The following is a 17,480-nucleotide window of genomic DNA, read 5'->3' as shown; positions in this document are numbered from 1 at the left end:
CCTAATTAGACTTCGCCGCGTGCGCGCAGATCGGCGAGCACGGAGTCGATGCCTTTCTTGTCGATCAGGCGCAGGCCGGCGTTCGAGACGCGCAGGCTCACCCAGCGGTTTTCGGATTCAACGAAGAAACGACGATTCTGCAGGTTGGGCAGAAAACGGCGCTTGGTCTTGTTGTTTGCGTGGGAAACGTTGTTGCCGACCATCGGCGCTTTCCCGGTCACTTGACAGACGCGTGCCATGAAGCACTCCTAAATCTTCTATTCGTGGACAATGTTCGCAACAGATCAACAAAAGGCGCGCGGGCCCGGACTGCAGCGGTTGAGACTTCAGCAAAACGGGCATTATAGACCGGATTCCCTCGCCGAATCAATGCCTTCTGTGCTTTGACGTTATCCGGTGTTGCTGCGCTGCCTGTGCCGTGGCGTTGGCGTCACAGCCCGGGCAGGCGGTCGCAGCAGTCGGCCAGCGAGCGGATTTCCTGCCCGGCCACGATGAAATGGTCGAGCAGCCGCACGTCGATCAGGTCGAGGGTGCGCGCCAGCTCGCGGGTCAGGTGGATGTCGCTCTGGCTGGGCGCGGTGGTGCCGCGCGGGTGGTTGTGCGCCACGATGATGCCGGCCGCATTATGCACCAGCGCCTGGCGCGCCACCTCGCGCGGGTAGACGGCGGTGCGCGTCAGAGTGCCGCGGAACAGTTCTTCACTGGCCACCATGCGGTTGCGCGGATCCAGGAACAGGCACACGAAGACCTCGTGCGGCAGCGGCGCCAGCGTCAGGCGCAGGTAGTTGCGCACCGCCGCCGGGGAGTCGAAGCCCGTGGGCAGGCGCAGCGATTCGGCCAGCGCGCGCCGTGCCAGCTCCGGAATGGCCTGCAGCTGAGCATACTTGGTCTCGCCCATGCCCCGGACGCTGGTCAGCGCGCGCCCCTCGGCCGCGAACAGGGCTGTCAGCGAGCCGAAGCGGTGCAACAGCTCGCGTGCGAGGTCCACGGCACTTTTGCCGGCCGCGCCCACGCGCAGCAGGATGGCCAGCAGCTCGGCGTCGGACAGGGCGGCGGCGCCGCTTTCCATCAGTTTCTCGCGGGGCCGCTCGCAGGCGGGCCAGTTGGCAATGGTCATGAGCACTCCAGGGTAGTCACGCCGTGATGAGGGTGAGGCCGGGCCGGGGCGGCGGGCGATGGGCCAGTCGAATACAATACGGGTTGTTTACCGGTTGATCACCCATGAATTTGCAAACTTTCGCGTCGGAAACCGACGGCGGCACGGCAGGCCGCAAGACTGTCCAGGCTGACTCTTTCCTGACCCTGCACTACAGCATCGCGCTCGAGAACGGCACCGACGTCGTCAGCACGTTCGAGGAGAAGCCCGCCACGCTGCTGCTCGGCCAGGGCCAGTTCGCGCCGACGCTGGAGCAGGCGCTGCTCGGCATGCCCGAAGGCGAGCGCATGACCTACCGGCTGGCGCCGGAGCAGGCCTTTGGCCCGCGCAACCCCGAGCTGCTGCAGTGGGTGTCGCTGGCCACGCTGCGCGAGAACAGTTCGTTCGAAGAGGACTACAGCCCGGGCGACCTGGTGGAGTTCAACGCGCCCGGCGGCGGCAAGTACGCGGGTGTGCTCAAGGAGATCGGCGAGACCGCTGCGCTCTTTGACTTCAACCATCCGCTGGCCGGGCAGACCATCCTGTTCGACGTGCAGCTGATCGGCATTCTCTGAGCGCGCCGCACGTGTGCCGAACCATCCTGATACCGCAGCATGCCTGACCTGACCCCCGCACCCGACGCAGAAATCCTGATGGCGCAGCCGCGCGGCTTCTGTGCCGGCGTGGACCGTGCCATCGAGATCGTCGAGCGTGCGCTCGAGCGCTTCGGCGCGCCCATCTACGTGCGCCACGAGATCGTCCACAACGCCTATGTGGTGGCCGACCTGCGCCGCAAGGGCGCGGTGTTCGTGCGCGAGCTCGACGAGGTGCCCGCGGGCGCCACCGTCATCTTCAGCGCCCACGGCGTGTCGCGCGAAGTGCGCGCTGACGCCGCCGCGCGCGGGCTGCACGTGTTCGATGCCACCTGCCCGCTGGTGACCAAGGTGCATGTCGAGGTGAGCAAGATGCGCGCCGAGGGCTGCGAGATCGTGATGATCGGGCATCGCGGCCATCCGGAAGTGGAGGGCACCATGGGCCAGGCCAGCGGCGGCATGTTGCTGGTGGAGTCGGTGGCCGACGTCGCCACGCTGCAGGTTGCCGACCCGTCGCGGCTGGCCTACGTGACCCAGACCACGCTGTCGGTGGATGAGACCCGCGAGATCGTGGCCGCGCTCAAGGCGCGCTTCGCGCAGATCCGCGAGCCCAAGAAGCAGGACATCTGCTATGCCACGCAGAACCGCCAGGACGCGGTGAAGCTCATGGCGCCGCAGGTGGAGGTGGTGATCGTGGTGGGCAGCCCCAACAGTTCCAACTCCAACCGCCTGCGCGAGCTGGCCGAGCGCCTGGGCGTGCCGGCCTATATGGTGGATGCCCCCGAGCAGGTGCGCCCCGAATGGATCGCCGGCAAGCGCCGCATCGGCCTGACCGCCGGCGCTTCGGCGCCCGAGGCGCTGGCCCAGTCCATCGTCGACCGCCTGCGTGAGCTTGGCGCGCGCCAGGTGCGCCCGCTTGACGGCATCGAAGAGAACATGGCCTTCCCGCTGCCGCGCGGGCTGCTGCCGGCCAGCGCAGCCGCCTGACCGGTGCGGGCCGCGCCCGCCTGCCAGCCTTGCCTTGAACAAGGGCGCCGCTTGATGCGGCGCCCTTTGTCTTTGGTGCGCCCGATTTGCAGCCGGCCGGTGCGAATAATGCACGCGGATGGTGCAGGTAATACATGGCTGTCCTGCTGACCAGACAAATCAGGGTAATCCCCGGGTCTGGGGTTTTCCCTATTATGGTGCGGCGCTATATTCTGCACATTAGAGATTGGCGCAACTAAATTTAAATGAAACACCTAATTAATAAAGGCGCATTATAGGTGGCGCTGGCGATGCTTATTCGCCTCATCGGGCGCCGCAGGCACGATTCTTGTAAGTAGGTGAGGCGACCGCGTCATGAGAGCGGGAATTGCCGCAATCTGTGCATTGGGGAAATTCCCTAGCTCATTTGACCGGTAAATGGTTAAGGATGTTGCGTCGCGTATTGCATCGACTAAGAAAGGGGATACAATGCGCGCGTTTCAAATTGAAACTAAACAAAGGCGGTCCAGGGAAACGTCCGGGAGGCGTTGAATATCCCTGTTTTTGTGAATCCTAGGAGATCACTCATGCAAATCACGTTTGCCAAGATTCTGCCGATCGCGGCCGCAGTGGCGCTGGTAGCAGCTTGCGGCAAGAAGGAAGAGAAGCCGGCGGATGCAGCTTCTACGGCGCCGGCGGCAACCGCCCCCGCAGCGGGCGACGTCGTCGTCAAGATCGGCCACGCGGCCCCGCTGACCGGCGGTATCGCGCACCTTGGCAAGGACAACGAAAACGGCGCCCGCCTGGCCGTGGAAGAAGTCAACAAGACCGGCCTGGAGATCGGTGGCAAGAAGATCAAGCTGGAACTGGTCGGCGAAGACGATGCCGCCGACCCCAAGACCGGCACCTCCGTGGCGCAGAAGCTGGTCGACGCCAAGGTGGTGGCCGTGGTCGGCCACCTGAACTCGGGCACGTCGATCCCGGCCTCCAAGATCTATAGCGATGCCGGCATCGTGCAGATCTCGCCCTCGTCCACCAACCCGGACTACACCAAGCAGGGCTTCAAGACCACCTACCGCGTGGTGGCCACCGATGCCCAGCAGGGCCCGGCACTGGCGAACTATGCCAGCAAGACGCTCCATGCGAAGAGCGTGGCGATCGTCGACGACGCCACCGCCTACGGCAAGGGCCTGGCCGACGAGTTCGAGAAGACCGCCAAGGCGGCCGGCGTGAACGTGGTGGCGCGCGAGGCCACCAACGACAAGGCCACCGACTTCAAGGCCATTCTCACCAAGATCAAGGGCAAGAAGCCTGACGTGATCATGTACGGCGGCATGGATGCTACCGGCGGCCCGTTCGCCAAGCAAGCCAAGGAACTGGGCATCGGCGCCAAGATCGTTGGCGGCGACGGCGTCTGTACCGACAAGGTGGCCGAACTGGCGGGCGATGCCGTGACCAACATCATCTGCTCCGAGGCCGGCCTGGCCCTGTCGAAGATGGAGCAGGGCGCGGACTTCTCCAAGCGCTACCAGGCTCGCTTCAACGCCCCGGTGCAGATCTACGCACCGTTCACGTATGACGCCGTGATGGTCGTCGTCGACGCCATGAAGCGCGCCAACTCGACCCAACCGGCTGCCATCCTGGCCGAAATGCCCAAGACCAACTACAAGGGCGTGATCGGCAATATCGCCTTTGACGAGAAGGGCGACATGAAGGAAGGTACCATCACGCTGTACGAGTACAAGGACAAGAAGAAGTCCGTCCTCGACGTCGTGAAGATGTAATCTGGGCTTACCGGCCCATCCGAACGGCACCGTGAGTATTTTGCGGTGCCGTTCTTTTTAGCCTCGCCTAATGTAGAAGCATCCTTACCATGGATGGAGCAGGGCAGGCCGCTTACCAGCAAACCAACCACCGCAACGTTACCCATTACACACCATGGTCCCCCCCCGGCATCCACACCATGCCGCAAGGTCCGGGACTGAAGCAGGAGTTTTCATGGATATCTTTATCCAGCAGATCGTGAACGGTCTGGTGCTCGGCAGCATCTATGCGCTGATCGCACTGGGCTACACCATGGTCTACGGTATTCTCGGCATCATCAACTTCGCCCACGGCGATGTGCTGATGATCGGCGCGCTGACCGCCCTGTCAGCCATCCTCGGATTGCAGAAGTTCGCCCCCGGCCTGCCTGAATGGCTGACGCTGGTGATCGCCACGCTGATCGCCATGCCGGTCTGCGCGATCCTGTCCTATGCCATCGAGCGGATCGCCTACCGGCCCTTGCGCAATGCGCCACGGCTGGCCCCGCTGATCACCGCCATCGGTGTCTCCATCATCCTGCAGACGATGGGCATGCTGATCTGGTCGCGCAACCCGCTGACCTTCCCGCAGCTGCTACCGTCTGAGCCGATCGACATCGGCACGACCGGCGCCACCATCACCGGCAAGGAAATGGTCATCATCGGCATGGCCGTGATGGTGATGTCCGGCCTGCTGGCCCTGGTCAACCGCACCAAGCTCGGCCGCGCCATGCGCGCCACCGCCGAGAACCAGAAGGTGGCCGGCCTGATGGGTGTTAACCCCAATTTCGTCATTTCCGCCACCTTCATGATCGGCGCCACGCTGGCCGCGCTGGCCGGCGTAATGATGGCCACCAACTACGGCAATGCCCACTTCTACATGGGCTTCATCCCCGGCCTGAAGGCGTTTACCGCCGCGGTGCTGGGCGGCATCGGCAACCTGGCGGGCGCCATGGTCGGCGGCATGCTGCTGGGCCTGATCGAAGCGCTCGGCGCCGGCTATATCGGCGACCTGACCAACGGCGTCTTCGGTTCGAACTACCAGGACGTCTTTGCCTTTATCGTGCTGATCACCGTGCTCGTCTTCCGTCCGTCCGGCATCATGGGCGAACGCGTGGCGGAACGCGCCTGAGGAGAGCGAATCCATGAATACTCCGATTCCATCCACGGCAGCCGTTGCGGCGCCCACTAAGGTGCCGGCCAAGACCCTGGCCGCACTGATTGGCTTCCTGGTGATCGCCCTGTGCGCACCGTTCTTGGTCCAGACCCTGGGCGGCAACTACTGGGTCCGCGTGCTGGACTTTGCGCTGCTGTACATCATGCTGGCGCTGGGCCTGAATATCGTGGTGGGCTTTGCCGGCCTGCTTGACCTGGGCTATATCGCGTTCTATGCGGTGGGCGCCTACCTGATGGCGCTGCTGGGCTCGCCCCACCTGGCGAACCAGTTCGAGTGGATCCAGCAACTGTTCCCCACCGGCATCCACCTGTCGATGTGGTTCGTGTTGCCGATCGCGATCCTGGTAGCCGCCACCTTCGGCGTGCTGCTCGGGGCGCCAACGCTGAAGCTGCGCGGAGACTATCTCGCCATCGTGACGCTGGGCTTCGGCGAGATCGTCCGCATCTTCATGAACAACCTGGACCGCCCGCTCAACATCACCAACGGACCCAAGGGCATCACCGCGGTGGACCCGGTCCACATCTTCGGCTTCGACTTCTCGAAGACGCACGAGATCCTCGGGCTGAAGTTCTCGCCAGTGTTCATGTACTACTACCTGCTGGTGTTCCTGGTCATCGTGATCGTGTTCGTGAGCCTGCGGCTGCAGACCTCGCGTATCGGCCGCGCTTTCGTGGCCATCCGCGAAGACGAGATCGCCGCCAAGGCGATGGGCGTCAACACCCGCAACATCAAGCTGCTGGCCTTTGCCATGGGCGCGTCGTTTGGCGGTGCCTCGGGCGCGGTGTTCGGGGCCTTCCAGGGCTTCGTGTCGCCGGAATCGTTCACGCTGTGGGAATCGATCTACGTGCTGGCCATCGTGGTGCTCGGCGGCATGGGCCATATCCCGGGCGTGATCCTGGGTGGCGTCCTGCTGGTGGGCTTCCAGGAGCTGCTGCGCGTGGTCGCCGAGCCGATGCAGACCGGCCTGTTCGGCCACGTGATCGTTGATGCCGAAGTGCTGCGCCAGCTGCTGTTCGGCCTGGCCCTGGTTGGCGTCATGCTGTATCGCCCGGCGGGCATCTGGCCGTCGCCGCGCAAGGAAGACCGCCCGGTGGTGCGCCGTGCGGGCAGCGTGGGCCGTTTCTGACCAGGAGGACAATATGAGCAACAACGATTTCCTCCTGTCGGTACAGGGGGTCAACAAGCGTTTCGGCGGCCTGCAGGCGCTGTCCGAGGTGGGCCTGCAGATCAAGCCGGGCGAGATCTATGGCCTGATCGGCCCCAACGGCGCCGGCAAGACCACCTTCTTCAACGTGATCACCGGGCTGTACACGCCGGATTCGGGCGAGTTCGTGCTGGGCGGCAAGGCCTACCAGCCGACCGCCGTGCATGAAGTGGCGAAGGCTGGTATAGCGCGCACGTTCCAGAACATCCGCCTGTTCGGCGAGATGACCGCGCTCGAGAACGTCATGGTCGGGCGCCACGCGCGTACCAAGGCCGGCCTGTTCGGCGCGATCCTCCGTCCGCCTTCGGTACGCCGCGAGGAAGAGGGCATCGAGGACATGGCGCACGACCTGCTCGACTACGTCGGCATCGGCAAGTACGCCAACTTCACCGCGCGCAACCTGTCGTACGGCCACCAGCGCCGGCTGGAGATCGCGCGGGCGCTGGCGACCGAGCCCAAGCTGCTGGCGCTGGACGAACCGGCCGCGGGCATGAACGCCACCGAGAAGGTCGAGCTGCGCGGCCTGCTCGACAAGATCCGCTCCGACGGCAAGACCATCCTGCTGATCGAGCACGACGTGAAGCTGGTGATGGGCCTTTGCAATCGCATGACCGTGCTCGACTACGGCAAGGTCATCGCGCAGGGCCTGCCGCATGATGTCCAGAACAACCCGGCGGTGATCGAGGCCTACCTCGGCACTACGGCCCACTGACGGGGGAGCTGCAGATGAAAGACACAGTATTGAAGATCTCGGGCCTGAAGGTCGCTTATGGCGGCATCCAGGCGGTCAAGGGCATCGACCTCGAAATCAAGGACGGCGAGCTGGTCACGCTGATCGGCGCCAACGGCGCAGGCAAGACCACCACCATGAAGGCCATCACCGGCCTGCAGGGCTGGGGCGGCGGCGATGTCGAGTACATGGGCAAGTCCATCAAGGGCGTACCCAGCTATGCGCTGCTAAAGCATGGCATGGCGATGGTGCCGGAAGGGCGGGGCGTGTTCGCCCGCATGACCATCACCGAGAACCTGCAGATGGGCGCCTACACGCGCAACGACGAGGCCGGCATCAAGGCTGACATCGACCGCATGTTCGGCATCTTCCCGCGCCTGAAGGAGCGTGCCAACCAGCTGGCCGGCACCATGTCCGGCGGTGAGCAGCAGATGCTGGCAATGGCGCGCGCGCTGATGAGCCAGCCGAAGCTGCTGCTGCTGGACGAGCCGTCGATGGGCCTGTCGCCGATCATGGTCGAGAAGATCTTCGAGGTCGTGCGCGACATCTCGGCGCAGGGCGTGACCGTGCTGCTGGTGGAGCAGAACGCGCGCCTGGCGCTGCAGGCTGCCCACCGCGGCTACGTGATGGAGTCGGGCCTGATCACCATGAGCGGGGACGCCAAGCAGATGCTCGACGATCCCAAGGTGCGGGCCGCCTACCTCGGCGAGTAAGGCACGCGCCGCCGCCTCCCACCCCGCCGCAAGAGGGGTGAGGGAGAGGGCAGGCGCACGCAGGCGCAAGGCCTTCTGCCTTGCCGCGGGGCCCCGCGCAACGCCTGCTCAGGCTGGTGTGCGCGGGTTCTGCGGCGCTGGCTCTCTCCCTCACTCCTCTGCGGCACCGCAATGAAAAAAAGCCTCGCGCGAGCGAGGCTTTTTTCCGTCTGGCGAATGACCAGGCTCAGGCCAGCTTCTTCAGCAGCGTGCGCAGCATGCCGATCATCTGGTCGATCTCTTCACGCGTCACGTTCAGCGCCGGCATGAAGCGCAGCAGGTTGGCGCGCGGCGCGTTCAGCAGCAGGCCTTGCGGGGCCATGTCGCGGGCTTCTTCCACCAGTTGCGGGCCGATGTCCTTGCCCAGCATCAGCGCGCGCAGCAGGCCGTCGCCGCGTTCGCCGCCCAGGCCGAACTCGGCGGACAGCGCCAGCAGCTGTTCCCGCAGGTATTCGCCCTTGGCCTTGACGTCGTCGAGGAAGCCCGGCGCGGTCAGCTGCTCGATCACGGCGCTGCCCACCGCGGTCATCAGCGGGTTGCCGTTGTAGGTGCCGCCCTGGTCGCCGGCCTCGAAGCTGGCGACCTCGGCCTTGCACAGCAGCGCCGACAGCGGCACGCCGCCGCCGATGCCCTTGCCCAGCGTCATGATGTCCGGCTCCACGCCCGCCAGCTCGTAGGCGAACAGGGTGCCGCAGCGCCCGCAGCCGGTCTGCACTTCATCGACGATCAGCAGCAGCCTGTGCTTGTCGGCCAGTGCGCGCAGGCCCTGCATGAACTCGCGCGTGGCGGGGAGCACGCCGCCTTCGCCCTGGACTGGCTCGAGCATGATGCCGACGGTCTTGTCGGTGATCAGCTTCTCCACCGAAGCCAGGTCGTTGAGGTCGGCCTTGGGGAAGCCCGACACCTGCGGCGCGAAGATGGTGTCCCAGCCGGCCTTGCCCGACGCGCTCATGGTGGCGAGCGTGCGGCCATGGAAGCTGTGGTCCATGGTGATGATCTCGAAGGCGCCGTCCTTGTGCTTGCGGCCCCATTTGCGCGCCAGCTTGATCGCACCTTCGTTGGCCTCGGCGCCGCTGTTGGCGAAGAAGACCTTGTCGAAGCAGCTGTGGTCGGTCAGCTGCCGGGCCAGCTTGAGCATCGGCTCGTTGTAGAAGGCCGGGCTTGGGTTGATCAGCCGGTGCGACTGGGCCACCAGCGCGTCGATCATGCCCTGGTTGGAATGGCCCAGGCAGTTCACTGCCCAGCCCTGCACGAAGTCCAGGTATCGCTTGCCGTTGTGATCCGTCAGCCAGGAGCCCTTGCCCTCGGTGAACACGAGCTCGGGCCGGTTGGTGATGTACATCAGGGATTGGACGGGATACTCAGCAAATGCCATGGCGGACTCCAGGGGTCGGCTTTAAACGATGGACGGACGGGCGTAACAACCGGGACAAAAACAAAAAGCCACGGGGGTTGCCCGTGGCTCGTTGACATGAACAGACGCAGTCGACGGTCAGCCGCGCGGCACCCCAGCGGGGAGCGACGTACGGAAGCTGCGGCGTCGGTTGAAGGTCATGTGCATGCGGGCAAATATAAGGCGCATGCGCCCGGGTGTCAAAACGAATTTTGGCTGGCCCGGGCATTGTTGCGCTGACGGAACGGCTGGCGGCGGCTCGCGCCTCAGGCCGCCGGTGCCGAGCCGGCCGGGTGCATGTCGGCCTCGGAGGTGAACGAGTCGGCGAAGAACGCGTCCTCGTGCAGCTTGTTCTGGCGGGTGAAGTCGCCGCGCGCGGCATTGATCATCACCGGGGCGCCGCAGGCATAGACCTCGTGGCCCGACAGGTCGGGATGGTCGGCGATCACGGCCTGGTGGACAAAGCCGGTGCGGCCGTGCCAGCTGTCTTCAGGCAGCGCGTCGGAGACCACCGGCACGTACTGGAAGTTGGGCAGCTCGCGCGCCCACTGCTCGCACAGCGCGTGCATGTACAGGTCCTTGGGCCGGCGGCCGCCCCAGTACAAGGTCATCGGGCGCTGGATGCCGGTGTAGGCGGCGTGCTCGACGATGGCCTTGATCGGCGCGAAGCCGGTGCCGGAAGCCAGCAGGATGATCGGGGCCTCGGATTCCTCGCGCAGGAAGAAGCTGCCCAGCGGGCCCTCGAAGCGCAGGATGTCGCGCTCCTTCATGGCCGGCTGGCCTTCCTTGGCGCCGAAGACGTAGTCGGTGAAGGCGCCGCCCGGCATATGGCGGATATGCAGCTCGATCGGGCCGTCTTCATGCGGCGGCGTGGCGATCGAATAGCTGCGGCGCTTGCCGTCGCGCAGCAGGAATTCCACGTACTGGCCGGCCAGGTATTGCATGCGCTCGGTCGCCGGCAGCTGCAGCTTGATGGCGATGACGTCATCGGCCAGGCGCTCGATCGCGGTCACGCGGCACGGCACCTTCTTGATCGGGATGTCGCCCGCGCCGTGGACTTCGCGGCACTCGATGGTGACGTCCGAGGCGGCGTTGGCGCAGCAGAACAGGGCGCGGCCCTCGGTTTTCTCCTGCGCGGTCAGTGCCGCCGGGGCGTGGTCGCCCTGCACGATGGTGCCTTCGAGCACGCGGCCCTTGCACGAGCCGCAGGCGCCGTTCTTGCAGCCGTAGGGCAGCCCGATGCTGTGGCGCAGGGCCGCGCCGAGGATGGTTTCGTCCGCGGCCACTTCAAACTTGTGGCCGCTGGGCATGACGGTTACTTGATAAGCCATAATCGGTCTATGAGCCAAATTCTGTCGAAGCTGCAGCCCTCGCGCCTCCCACAAGTCCCGCGGCTGCCGGCACCTTCGCGCCGGCTGGGCCGCCCGCGCCTGTTGATCGTCGGCTGCGGGGATGTGGGGACGCGCTGCCTGCGAATCCTGTCGTCGCGCATGCGTGTCTTTGCCGTGACTTCACAGCCGGCCCGCCGCGCTGAACTGCGCGCCGCCGGCGCGGTGCCGCTGGTGGCGGACCTGGACCGGCCGGCCACGCTGGCACGGCTGCACGGGCTGGCCACGCAGGTGCTGGACCTGGCGCCGCCGCCCGGGCAGGGCGAAGGCGATCCGCGCACGCGTGCCTTGCTCGCCGCCTTGCGCCGGGCGGCCTGGCGCAAGGCCAGGACGTCGGCCGGCATGCTTCCCGGCGAGCCCGCCATTCTACCCGACCGGGGCAGGCCCCGCGCTGCGTTTGTCTACGCCAGCACGTCGGGTGTGTACGGCGACCGGCAGGGCGCCCGGGTCTCGGAATTCCACGCCGTGCGGCCCCAGACCGCCCGCGCGCGCCGCCGCGTGGCCGCCGAGCGGGCAGTGCGCGGCTTCGGCCGCGGTGCCGGCTGGCGTGCCAGCATCGTGCGCATCCCCGGCATTTATGCCGAAGACCGCCTGCCGCTGGCGCGCCTGCACCGCGGCACGCCCGCGCTGGTGCCGCAGGACGATGTCTACACCAGCCATATCCACGCCGACGACCTGGCGCGCACCATGGTCGCGGCGCTGTTCCGCGGCCGCGCGCAGCGCGTGGTCCATGCCAGCGACGACACCGAGCTGCGCATGGCCGACTACTTCGACCTGGTCGCCGACCGTCGCGGCTTGCCGCGCCCGCCGCGGATCACGCGCGGCGAGGCGCGTGAAGTGATCGACAAGACGCTGCTGAGCTTCATGAGCGAATCGCGCCGCCTCGACAACCGCCGCCTGAAACGCGAGCTGCGCCTGCGGCTGCGTTATCCCACCGTCACCTCCTTCTTCGACGCCTGACCGCCTTGCCGGCGCGCCCCAGTGCGGCTGGCACGGGGTTTGCTGTGACGGTATCTCGTTTTACTCCTGTCTATACAGCAACACTTCCATCGCCCCGGCCTGGTGCTGGCACCGTAATCCGTGAGCCGGGGTGGTGCGAGGCCCATTGAGGGGTTCCCGCTGAAAAGCGCCTTTTAAGGTGTTTATCCGCCTGGTTGCTTGGTGGAAGCCCTACGTTGACTTGTATATACAGGTATTGTTTAATGCCTGAAAACGAGCGCGGCCGCACGCATGGCCTGCCGTCGACGGACACACCAAAGGAGCGTACAGATGAGGAATCACAGCAGGATTCGCGGTCGGATGGCAGTGCAGGCCGCGGTGCTGGTTGCGGCATTGGGGGCTGGTGCGGCCCAGGCGCAGAACACCCAGGTCACGCTGGGCATGAGCGGCTGGACCGGTTTCGCGCCGCTGACGCTGGCCGACAAGGCCGGCATCTTCAAGAAGCATGGCGTGGACGTCGACATCAAGATGATCCCGCAGAAGGACCGCCACCTGGCGCTGGCCTCGGGCGCGATCCAGTGCGCCGCCACCACGGTGGAAACGCACGTGGCCTGGAACGCCAACGGCGTGCCCATCACCCAGATCGTGCAACTCGACAAGTCCTACGGCGCCGACGGCCTGGCCGTGCGCAGCGACGTCAAGAGCTTTGCCGACCTGAAGGGCAAGACCATCGGCGTCGATGCGCCGGGCACCGCGCCGTATTTCGGCCTGGCCTGGATGCTGAAGAAGAACGGCATGACGCTCAAGGACGTCAAGACCACCACGCTGTCGCCGCAGGCGGCCGCGCAGGCCTTCGTGGCCGGCCAGAACGACGGCGCCATGACCTATGAGCCCTACCTGTCGACGGTGCGCCAGAACCCGGACAAGGGCAAGATCCTGGCGACCACGCTCGACTACCCGATGGTGACCGATACGCTGGGCTGCGCGCCGAAGTGGCTTAAAGAGAATCCCAAGGCCGCGCAGGCGCTGGTCGACAGCTACTTCGAGGCCCTGGAGATGATCCAGAAGGAGCCGGCCAAGGCCAACGACATCATGGGCGCGGCGGTCAAGCAGACCGGCGAGCAGTTCGCCAAGTCCTCCGCCTACCTGCGCTGGCAGGACCGCGAGGCCAACCGCAAGTTCTTTGCCGGCGAGCTCGCCAGCTTCAGCAAGGAAGCGGCAGCGGTGCTGCTGGAGATCGGCGTGATCCGCCAGGTGCCGGACGTGACGGCGCTGTATGACGCGCGTTTCCTCAAGTAACCGACAGTCTTCAGGAGGCGTGACGTCATGACGCAAGCCAGACTTGGAACACCCGCCCCGGCCGCTGCCGCGGCGGCCCCTGCCACAGCGACGGCGCCGGTGCGCCGGCGCCACCCGTGGCTGGCCCCGCTGGTGCCGGTGGCGCCCAACACGCGCTGGATGCTGGGCCTGTCCTTCTTCGTGCTGTTCTTCGGCATCTGGGCCGTGGTGACGCTGGGCGGCTTCGTGCCGCGCACGTTCCTGGCCGATCCGATGACGATGGCCAAAGAGGGCTTTATCCTGTTCACGGAGCACAACTTCATCGGCGACATCGGCATGACCGTATGGCGCGTGGTCGGCGGCTTCGTGATGGCCGCGGTGCTGGCGGTGCCGCTGGGCATCTTCATGGGCTCGTACAAGGCGGCCGAGGCGTTCTTCGAGCCCTTCGTGTCGTTCTTCCGCTACCTGCCCGCGTCGGCCTTCATCCCGCTGCTGATCCTGTGGGCCGGCATCGGCGAGACGCAGAAGCTGCTGGTGATCTTTATCGGCTCGTTCTTCCAGATCGTGCTGATGGTGGCGGTGGCCGTCGGCGGCGCGCGCAAGGACCTGGTGGAGGCGGCCTACACGCTGGGTGCCAACAGCGCCGGCATCGTGCGGCGCGTGCTGATCCCCGGCGCCGCGCCCGAGATCGCAGAGATCCTGCGGCTGGTGCTGGGCTGGGCCTGGACCTACGTGATCGTGGCCGAGCTGATCGGCTCGTCGTCGGGCATCGGGCACATGATCACCGACAGCCAGGCGCTGCTCAACACCGGGCAGATCATCTTCGGCATCATCGTGATCGGCTGCATCGGCCTGGTCTCGGACCTTGTCTTCAAGCGCGCCAACCAGCGCCTGTTCCCGTGGAGTTCGATCCAATGAGCGCACTGTCCATCCAGCAGGTCTCGCGCACCTTCTCCAACCCGCGCGGCGGCCAGACCCTGGCGCTGCAGCCGGTTGACTTCGAGGTCCGCGACAATGACTTCGTCACCATCCTCGGGCCTTCGGGCTGCGGCAAGTCCACGCTGCTGCGCATCGTCGCAGGGCTGGATACGCCCACCAGCGGCCGCGTGCTGCTGGACGGCCAGCCGGTGTCCGCCCCCGGCGCGGACCGCGGCATGGTGTTCCAGTCGTACACGCTGTTCCCGTGGCTGACGATCGAGCAGAACGTGCGCTTCGGCCTGCGCGAGCGCGGCATGAGCGCGGCGGAGCAGAAGGAGCGCAGCGACTTCTTCATGCAGCGTGTCGGCCTGCGCGGCTTCGAGCACCACTACCCGAAACAGCTCTCGGGCGGCATGCAGCAGCGCACCGCGATTGCGCGGGCGCTGGCCAACGATCCCAAGATCCTGCTGCTCGATGAGCCTTTCGGCGCGCTCGACAACCAGACCCGGGTGCTGATGCAGGAGTTGCTGCTGGGTATATGGGAGGCGTCGCGCAAGACGGTATTATTCGTGACCCATGATATCGACGAGGCCATTTTCATGGCCAACCGGGTGGCGGTGTTTTCTGCCAGGCCGGGTCGGATCAAGAGCGAGATCGCGGTGGATTTCCCACATCCGCGCCATTACACGGTCAAGACCACTCCGGAGTTCTCCGCGCTCAAGGCGCGGCTGACCGAGGAGATCCGTGCCGAGGCCATGGCCTCGGCCGAGCACTAGGCATCCAACCAACGCCATGAACCACGCCGCCGGCACCCCGACTTCCGCTTCTGCCTCTCCCACCGCGCTCTACCAGCAGGTGAAGGAGTACATCGCCCGCCAGATCCAGAGCGGCGCGTGGCAGCCGGGCGACCGGGTGCCGTCGGAGCAGGAACTGGTGAACCGCTTCGGCGTCTCGCGCATGACCGTCAACCGGGCGCTGCGCGAGTTGCAGGAGCAGGGCCGGGTGGTGCGGGTGGCCGGCGTGGGCACCTTCGTGGCGGAGCACAAGCCGCAGTCGACGCTGCTGTCCGTGGTCAACCTGCAGGACGAGATCCGCATGCGCGGGCATGACTATGCCTGCGACGTGATCCTGGTGGAGCGCGTCTCGGCATCGATCGAGGTGGCCGCCGCGCTGGAGCTGCGCACCGGTGAGTCGGTGTTCCACTCGGTCTGCGTGCATCGCGAGGACGGCGTGCCGGTGCAGTTGGAGGACCGCTACGTCAACCCGCGCGTGGCGCCGGACTTCATCAGCCAGGATTTCAGCGAGACCCAGCCTGGCGAATACCTGCTGCGCCATGTGCCCTACGATCAGGTAGAGCACGTGGTCGATGCCATTGCTGCCACGCCGGAGCAGGCCGCGCAGCTGGAAATGCCGCCCACGCAACCTTGCCTGATGCTGACGCGCCGCACCTGGACCAACGGCGTGCCGGTGACCTTCGTGCGCTGCCTGCATCCGGGCAACCGCTATCGCCTCGGCAGCCGCTTCCGCGCCGACGGCAACCCCGCATTCGGCTGAATCCACAAGATTCGGCCCACGGTCCAACTTTTACTCTAAGCTGTATAGACAGGAACATACAAATGAGCGCCAGCCAACACGACCAAGCCTCCCGCCCGCTGCTGACCCTGCAGCCGGGCCAAGTCACCCTGGCCGACCTGCGCCGCATCTACCGGGGCGAAGTGCGCCTGGCCATGGCCGAATCGGCCTGGGCCGGCGTGCGCGCCGCGCAGGCCACGGTGCAGGACATCATCGACGCCGACGCCGTGGTCTACGGCATCAACACCGGCTTCGGCAAGCTGGCGCAAAGCCGCATCCCGCATGACAAGCTGGCCCAGCTGCAGCGCAACCTGGTGCTGTCGCACAGCGTCGGCACCGGCGCGGACCTGGCCGAAGACACCGTGCGCCTGATCCTGGCGATCAAGGCCGTGAGCCTGGCGCGCGGCCATTCGGGCGTGCGCCCGGAACTGATCGAGGCGCTGCTGGCGCTGGCCAACCACGGCGTGACGCCGTGCATCCCGGCCAAGGGGTCGGTAGGCGCCTCGGGCGACCTGGCGCCGCTGGCGCATATGTCGTGCACGCTGATCGGCGTGGGCGACGTGCTGGTCGACGGCAAGCGCGTGCCCGCCGCCGAGGGCCTGGCGCACGCCGGCCTGCAGGCCTTCGAGCTGGGCCCCAAGGAAGGCCTGGCGCTGCTCAACGGCACCCAGGTGTCGACCGCGCTGGCGCTGGCCGGCCTGTTCGCCGCCGAAGACGCCTTTGCCGCCGGGCTGGTGGCGGGCGCGCTGTCGCTGGAAGCGATCAAGGGCTCGGTCAAGCCGTTCGACGCCCGCATCCATGAGGCGCGCGGCCAGGTCGGCCAGATCGCCGTGGCCGGCGCCGTGCGCGCGATGCTGGACGGCAGCGAGATCGTCGACTCGCACAAGGCCTGCGGCCGCGTGCAGGACCCGTACTCGATCCGCTGCCAGCCGCAGGTGATGGGCGCGTGCCTGGACAACCTGCAGCACGCCGCGCGCATCCTGCAGATCGAGTCCAATGCCGCCTCGGACAACCCGCTGGTGTTCTCCGCGCAGGGCGACGTGGTCTCGGGCGGCAACTTCCACGCCGAGCCGGTGGCCTTTGCCGCCGACATCATCGCGCTGGCGATTGCCGAGATCGGCGCGATTTCCGAACGCCGCCTGGCGCTGCTGCTCGATACCGGGCTATCGGGCCTGCCGCCGTTCCTGGTGCGCGACGGCGGCCTGAACTCGGGCTTCATGATCGCGCAGGTGACCGCGGCCGCGCTGGCCTCTGAGAACAAGTCGCTGGCGCATCCGTCCAGCGTCGACAGCCTGCCGACCTCGGCCAACCAGGAAGACCATGTGTCGATGGCCACCTACGGCGCGCGCCGCCTGGGCGAGATGGCCGCCAACACCGCGGTGGTGGTCGGCATCGAGGCCATGGCCGCGGCGCAGGGCATCGAGTTCCACCGCCCGCTGAAGTCGTCGCCGCTGGTGGAGCAGGAACTGGCCCGCATCCGTGCGCGCGTCGCCTTTGTCGAAGAGGATCGCTACCTGGCGCCGGATATCGAAGCGATGAAGCAATGGGTGGTGCAGGGCGATGCCGGCGCGGGCTGGCCCGACGCCGTGCGCGCGCTCCTGCCGACCAACCTGTCGTAACGCGCGCACCGACT

The 17,480-nt window shown here is 66.3% G+C and carries 17 protein-coding genes; 13 read left to right on the top strand and 4 right to left on the bottom strand.

Features of this window, described 5'->3' with window-relative positions; genetic code table 11:
* Positions 1 to 5: 5 nt before the first annotated feature.
* Together rpmB and radC are read right to left on the bottom strand one after the other, a co-directional pair.
* Complete coding sequence (gene rpmB / locus ACW4E8_RS12550; RefSeq protein ID WP_006575661.1) at positions 6 to 239, bottom strand: 50S ribosomal protein L28; 234 nt, start codon at positions 237 to 239, stop codon at positions 6 to 8.
* A gap of 191 nt (positions 240 to 430) precedes the next feature.
* The gene (gene radC / locus ACW4E8_RS12545; RefSeq protein ID WP_456804815.1) at positions 431 to 1,117 is read right to left on the bottom strand and encodes a RadC family protein; all 687 of its coding nucleotides are present in this window, start codon (positions 1,115 to 1,117) and stop codon (positions 431 to 433) included.
* A gap of 104 nt (positions 1,118 to 1,221) precedes the next feature.
* Here radC and ACW4E8_RS12540 point away from each other — a divergent pair, with 104 nt between their 5' ends.
* From ACW4E8_RS12540 to ACW4E8_RS12510, 7 genes are all read left to right on the top strand, one after another.
* On the top strand, positions 1,222 to 1,710 hold the full coding sequence (locus ACW4E8_RS12540) for an FKBP-type peptidyl-prolyl cis-trans isomerase (RefSeq protein WP_456804814.1): 489 nt from the start codon (positions 1,222 to 1,224) through the stop codon (positions 1,708 to 1,710).
* Positions 1,711 to 1,749: 39 nt separating this feature from the next.
* The gene (ispH, locus tag ACW4E8_RS12535; protein WP_456804813.1) at positions 1,750 to 2,715 is read left to right on the top strand and encodes a 4-hydroxy-3-methylbut-2-enyl diphosphate reductase; all 966 of its coding nucleotides are present in this window, start codon (positions 1,750 to 1,752) and stop codon (positions 2,713 to 2,715) included.
* A 566-nt stretch (positions 2,716 to 3,281) separates the two neighbouring features.
* Complete coding sequence (locus ACW4E8_RS12530) at positions 3,282 to 4,478, top strand: branched-chain amino acid ABC transporter substrate-binding protein (protein WP_456804812.1); 1,197 nt, start codon at positions 3,282 to 3,284, stop codon at positions 4,476 to 4,478.
* Positions 4,479 to 4,692: 214 nt separating this feature from the next.
* Positions 4,693 to 5,628, top strand: a complete 936-nt coding sequence (locus ACW4E8_RS12525; protein ID WP_022536455.1) for a branched-chain amino acid ABC transporter permease — start codon at positions 4,693 to 4,695, stop codon at positions 5,626 to 5,628.
* A gap of 13 nt (positions 5,629 to 5,641) precedes the next feature.
* Positions 5,642 to 6,799, top strand: coding sequence for an ABC transporter permease subunit (locus ACW4E8_RS12520; RefSeq protein WP_456804811.1), 1,158 nt, complete (start codon positions 5,642 to 5,644; stop codon positions 6,797 to 6,799).
* Between the two features lie 13 nt (positions 6,800 to 6,812).
* On the top strand, positions 6,813 to 7,589 hold the full coding sequence (locus tag ACW4E8_RS12515; protein ID WP_456804810.1) for an ABC transporter ATP-binding protein: 777 nt from the start codon (positions 6,813 to 6,815) through the stop codon (positions 7,587 to 7,589).
* A 14-nt stretch (positions 7,590 to 7,603) separates the two neighbouring features.
* Positions 7,604 to 8,320 (top strand): ABC transporter ATP-binding protein, encoded by a 717-nt coding sequence (locus ACW4E8_RS12510; RefSeq protein ID WP_456804809.1) that lies wholly within the window; start codon positions 7,604 to 7,606, stop codon positions 8,318 to 8,320.
* 226 nt (positions 8,321 to 8,546) lie between these two features.
* Here the strand turns inward: ACW4E8_RS12510 and ACW4E8_RS12505 are convergent, their stop codons facing one another.
* Both ACW4E8_RS12505 and ACW4E8_RS12500 read right to left on the bottom strand, forming a co-directional pair.
* Entirely contained in the window at positions 8,547 to 9,734 is a 1,188-nt protein-coding gene (locus tag ACW4E8_RS12505; RefSeq protein ID WP_456804808.1) for an acetylornithine transaminase, read from the bottom strand.
* Positions 9,735 to 10,018: 284 nt separating this feature from the next.
* Positions 10,019 to 11,083 (bottom strand): CDP-6-deoxy-delta-3,4-glucoseen reductase, encoded by a 1,065-nt coding sequence (locus ACW4E8_RS12500; protein ID WP_456804807.1) that lies wholly within the window; start codon positions 11,081 to 11,083, stop codon positions 10,019 to 10,021.
* Between the two features lie 9 nt (positions 11,084 to 11,092).
* Between ACW4E8_RS12500 and ACW4E8_RS12495 the strand changes: the two genes are divergently transcribed.
* From ACW4E8_RS12495 to hutH, 6 genes are all read left to right on the top strand, one after another.
* Positions 11,093 to 12,100, top strand: a complete 1,008-nt coding sequence (locus tag ACW4E8_RS12495) for an NAD-dependent epimerase/dehydratase family protein (protein ID WP_456804806.1) — start codon at positions 11,093 to 11,095, stop codon at positions 12,098 to 12,100.
* Positions 12,101 to 12,409: 309 nt separating this feature from the next.
* Complete coding sequence (locus ACW4E8_RS12490; RefSeq protein ID WP_456804805.1) at positions 12,410 to 13,378, top strand: ABC transporter substrate-binding protein; 969 nt, start codon at positions 12,410 to 12,412, stop codon at positions 13,376 to 13,378.
* A 27-nt stretch (positions 13,379 to 13,405) separates the two neighbouring features.
* Positions 13,406 to 14,275, top strand: a complete 870-nt coding sequence (locus ACW4E8_RS12485) for an ABC transporter permease (RefSeq protein ID WP_456804804.1) — start codon at positions 13,406 to 13,408, stop codon at positions 14,273 to 14,275.
* The gene (locus tag ACW4E8_RS12480) at positions 14,272 to 15,051 is read left to right on the top strand and encodes an ABC transporter ATP-binding protein (RefSeq protein ID WP_340530174.1); all 780 of its coding nucleotides are present in this window, start codon (positions 14,272 to 14,274) and stop codon (positions 15,049 to 15,051) included. The genes ACW4E8_RS12485 and ACW4E8_RS12480 overlap by 4 nt, the downstream gene beginning before the upstream one ends.
* Positions 15,052 to 15,067: 16 nt before the next feature.
* Positions 15,068 to 15,829 carry a histidine utilization repressor gene (gene hutC, locus ACW4E8_RS12475; protein ID WP_456804803.1) on the top strand — a complete coding sequence of 254 codons (762 nt, stop codon included), beginning with the start codon at positions 15,068 to 15,070 and terminating at the stop codon, positions 15,827 to 15,829.
* 62 nt (positions 15,830 to 15,891) lie between these two features.
* On the top strand, positions 15,892 to 17,466 hold the full coding sequence (hutH, locus tag ACW4E8_RS12470; protein WP_456804802.1) for a histidine ammonia-lyase: 1,575 nt from the start codon (positions 15,892 to 15,894) through the stop codon (positions 17,464 to 17,466).
* The last annotated feature ends 14 nt before the right edge of the window (positions 17,467 to 17,480 follow it).

The sequence above is a fragment of the Cupriavidus sp. CP313 genome (genome assembly GCF_054072015.1).
The sequence above is the reverse complement of the archived record's forward strand: the minus strand, read 5'-3'. Positions and strand labels throughout refer to the sequence as shown.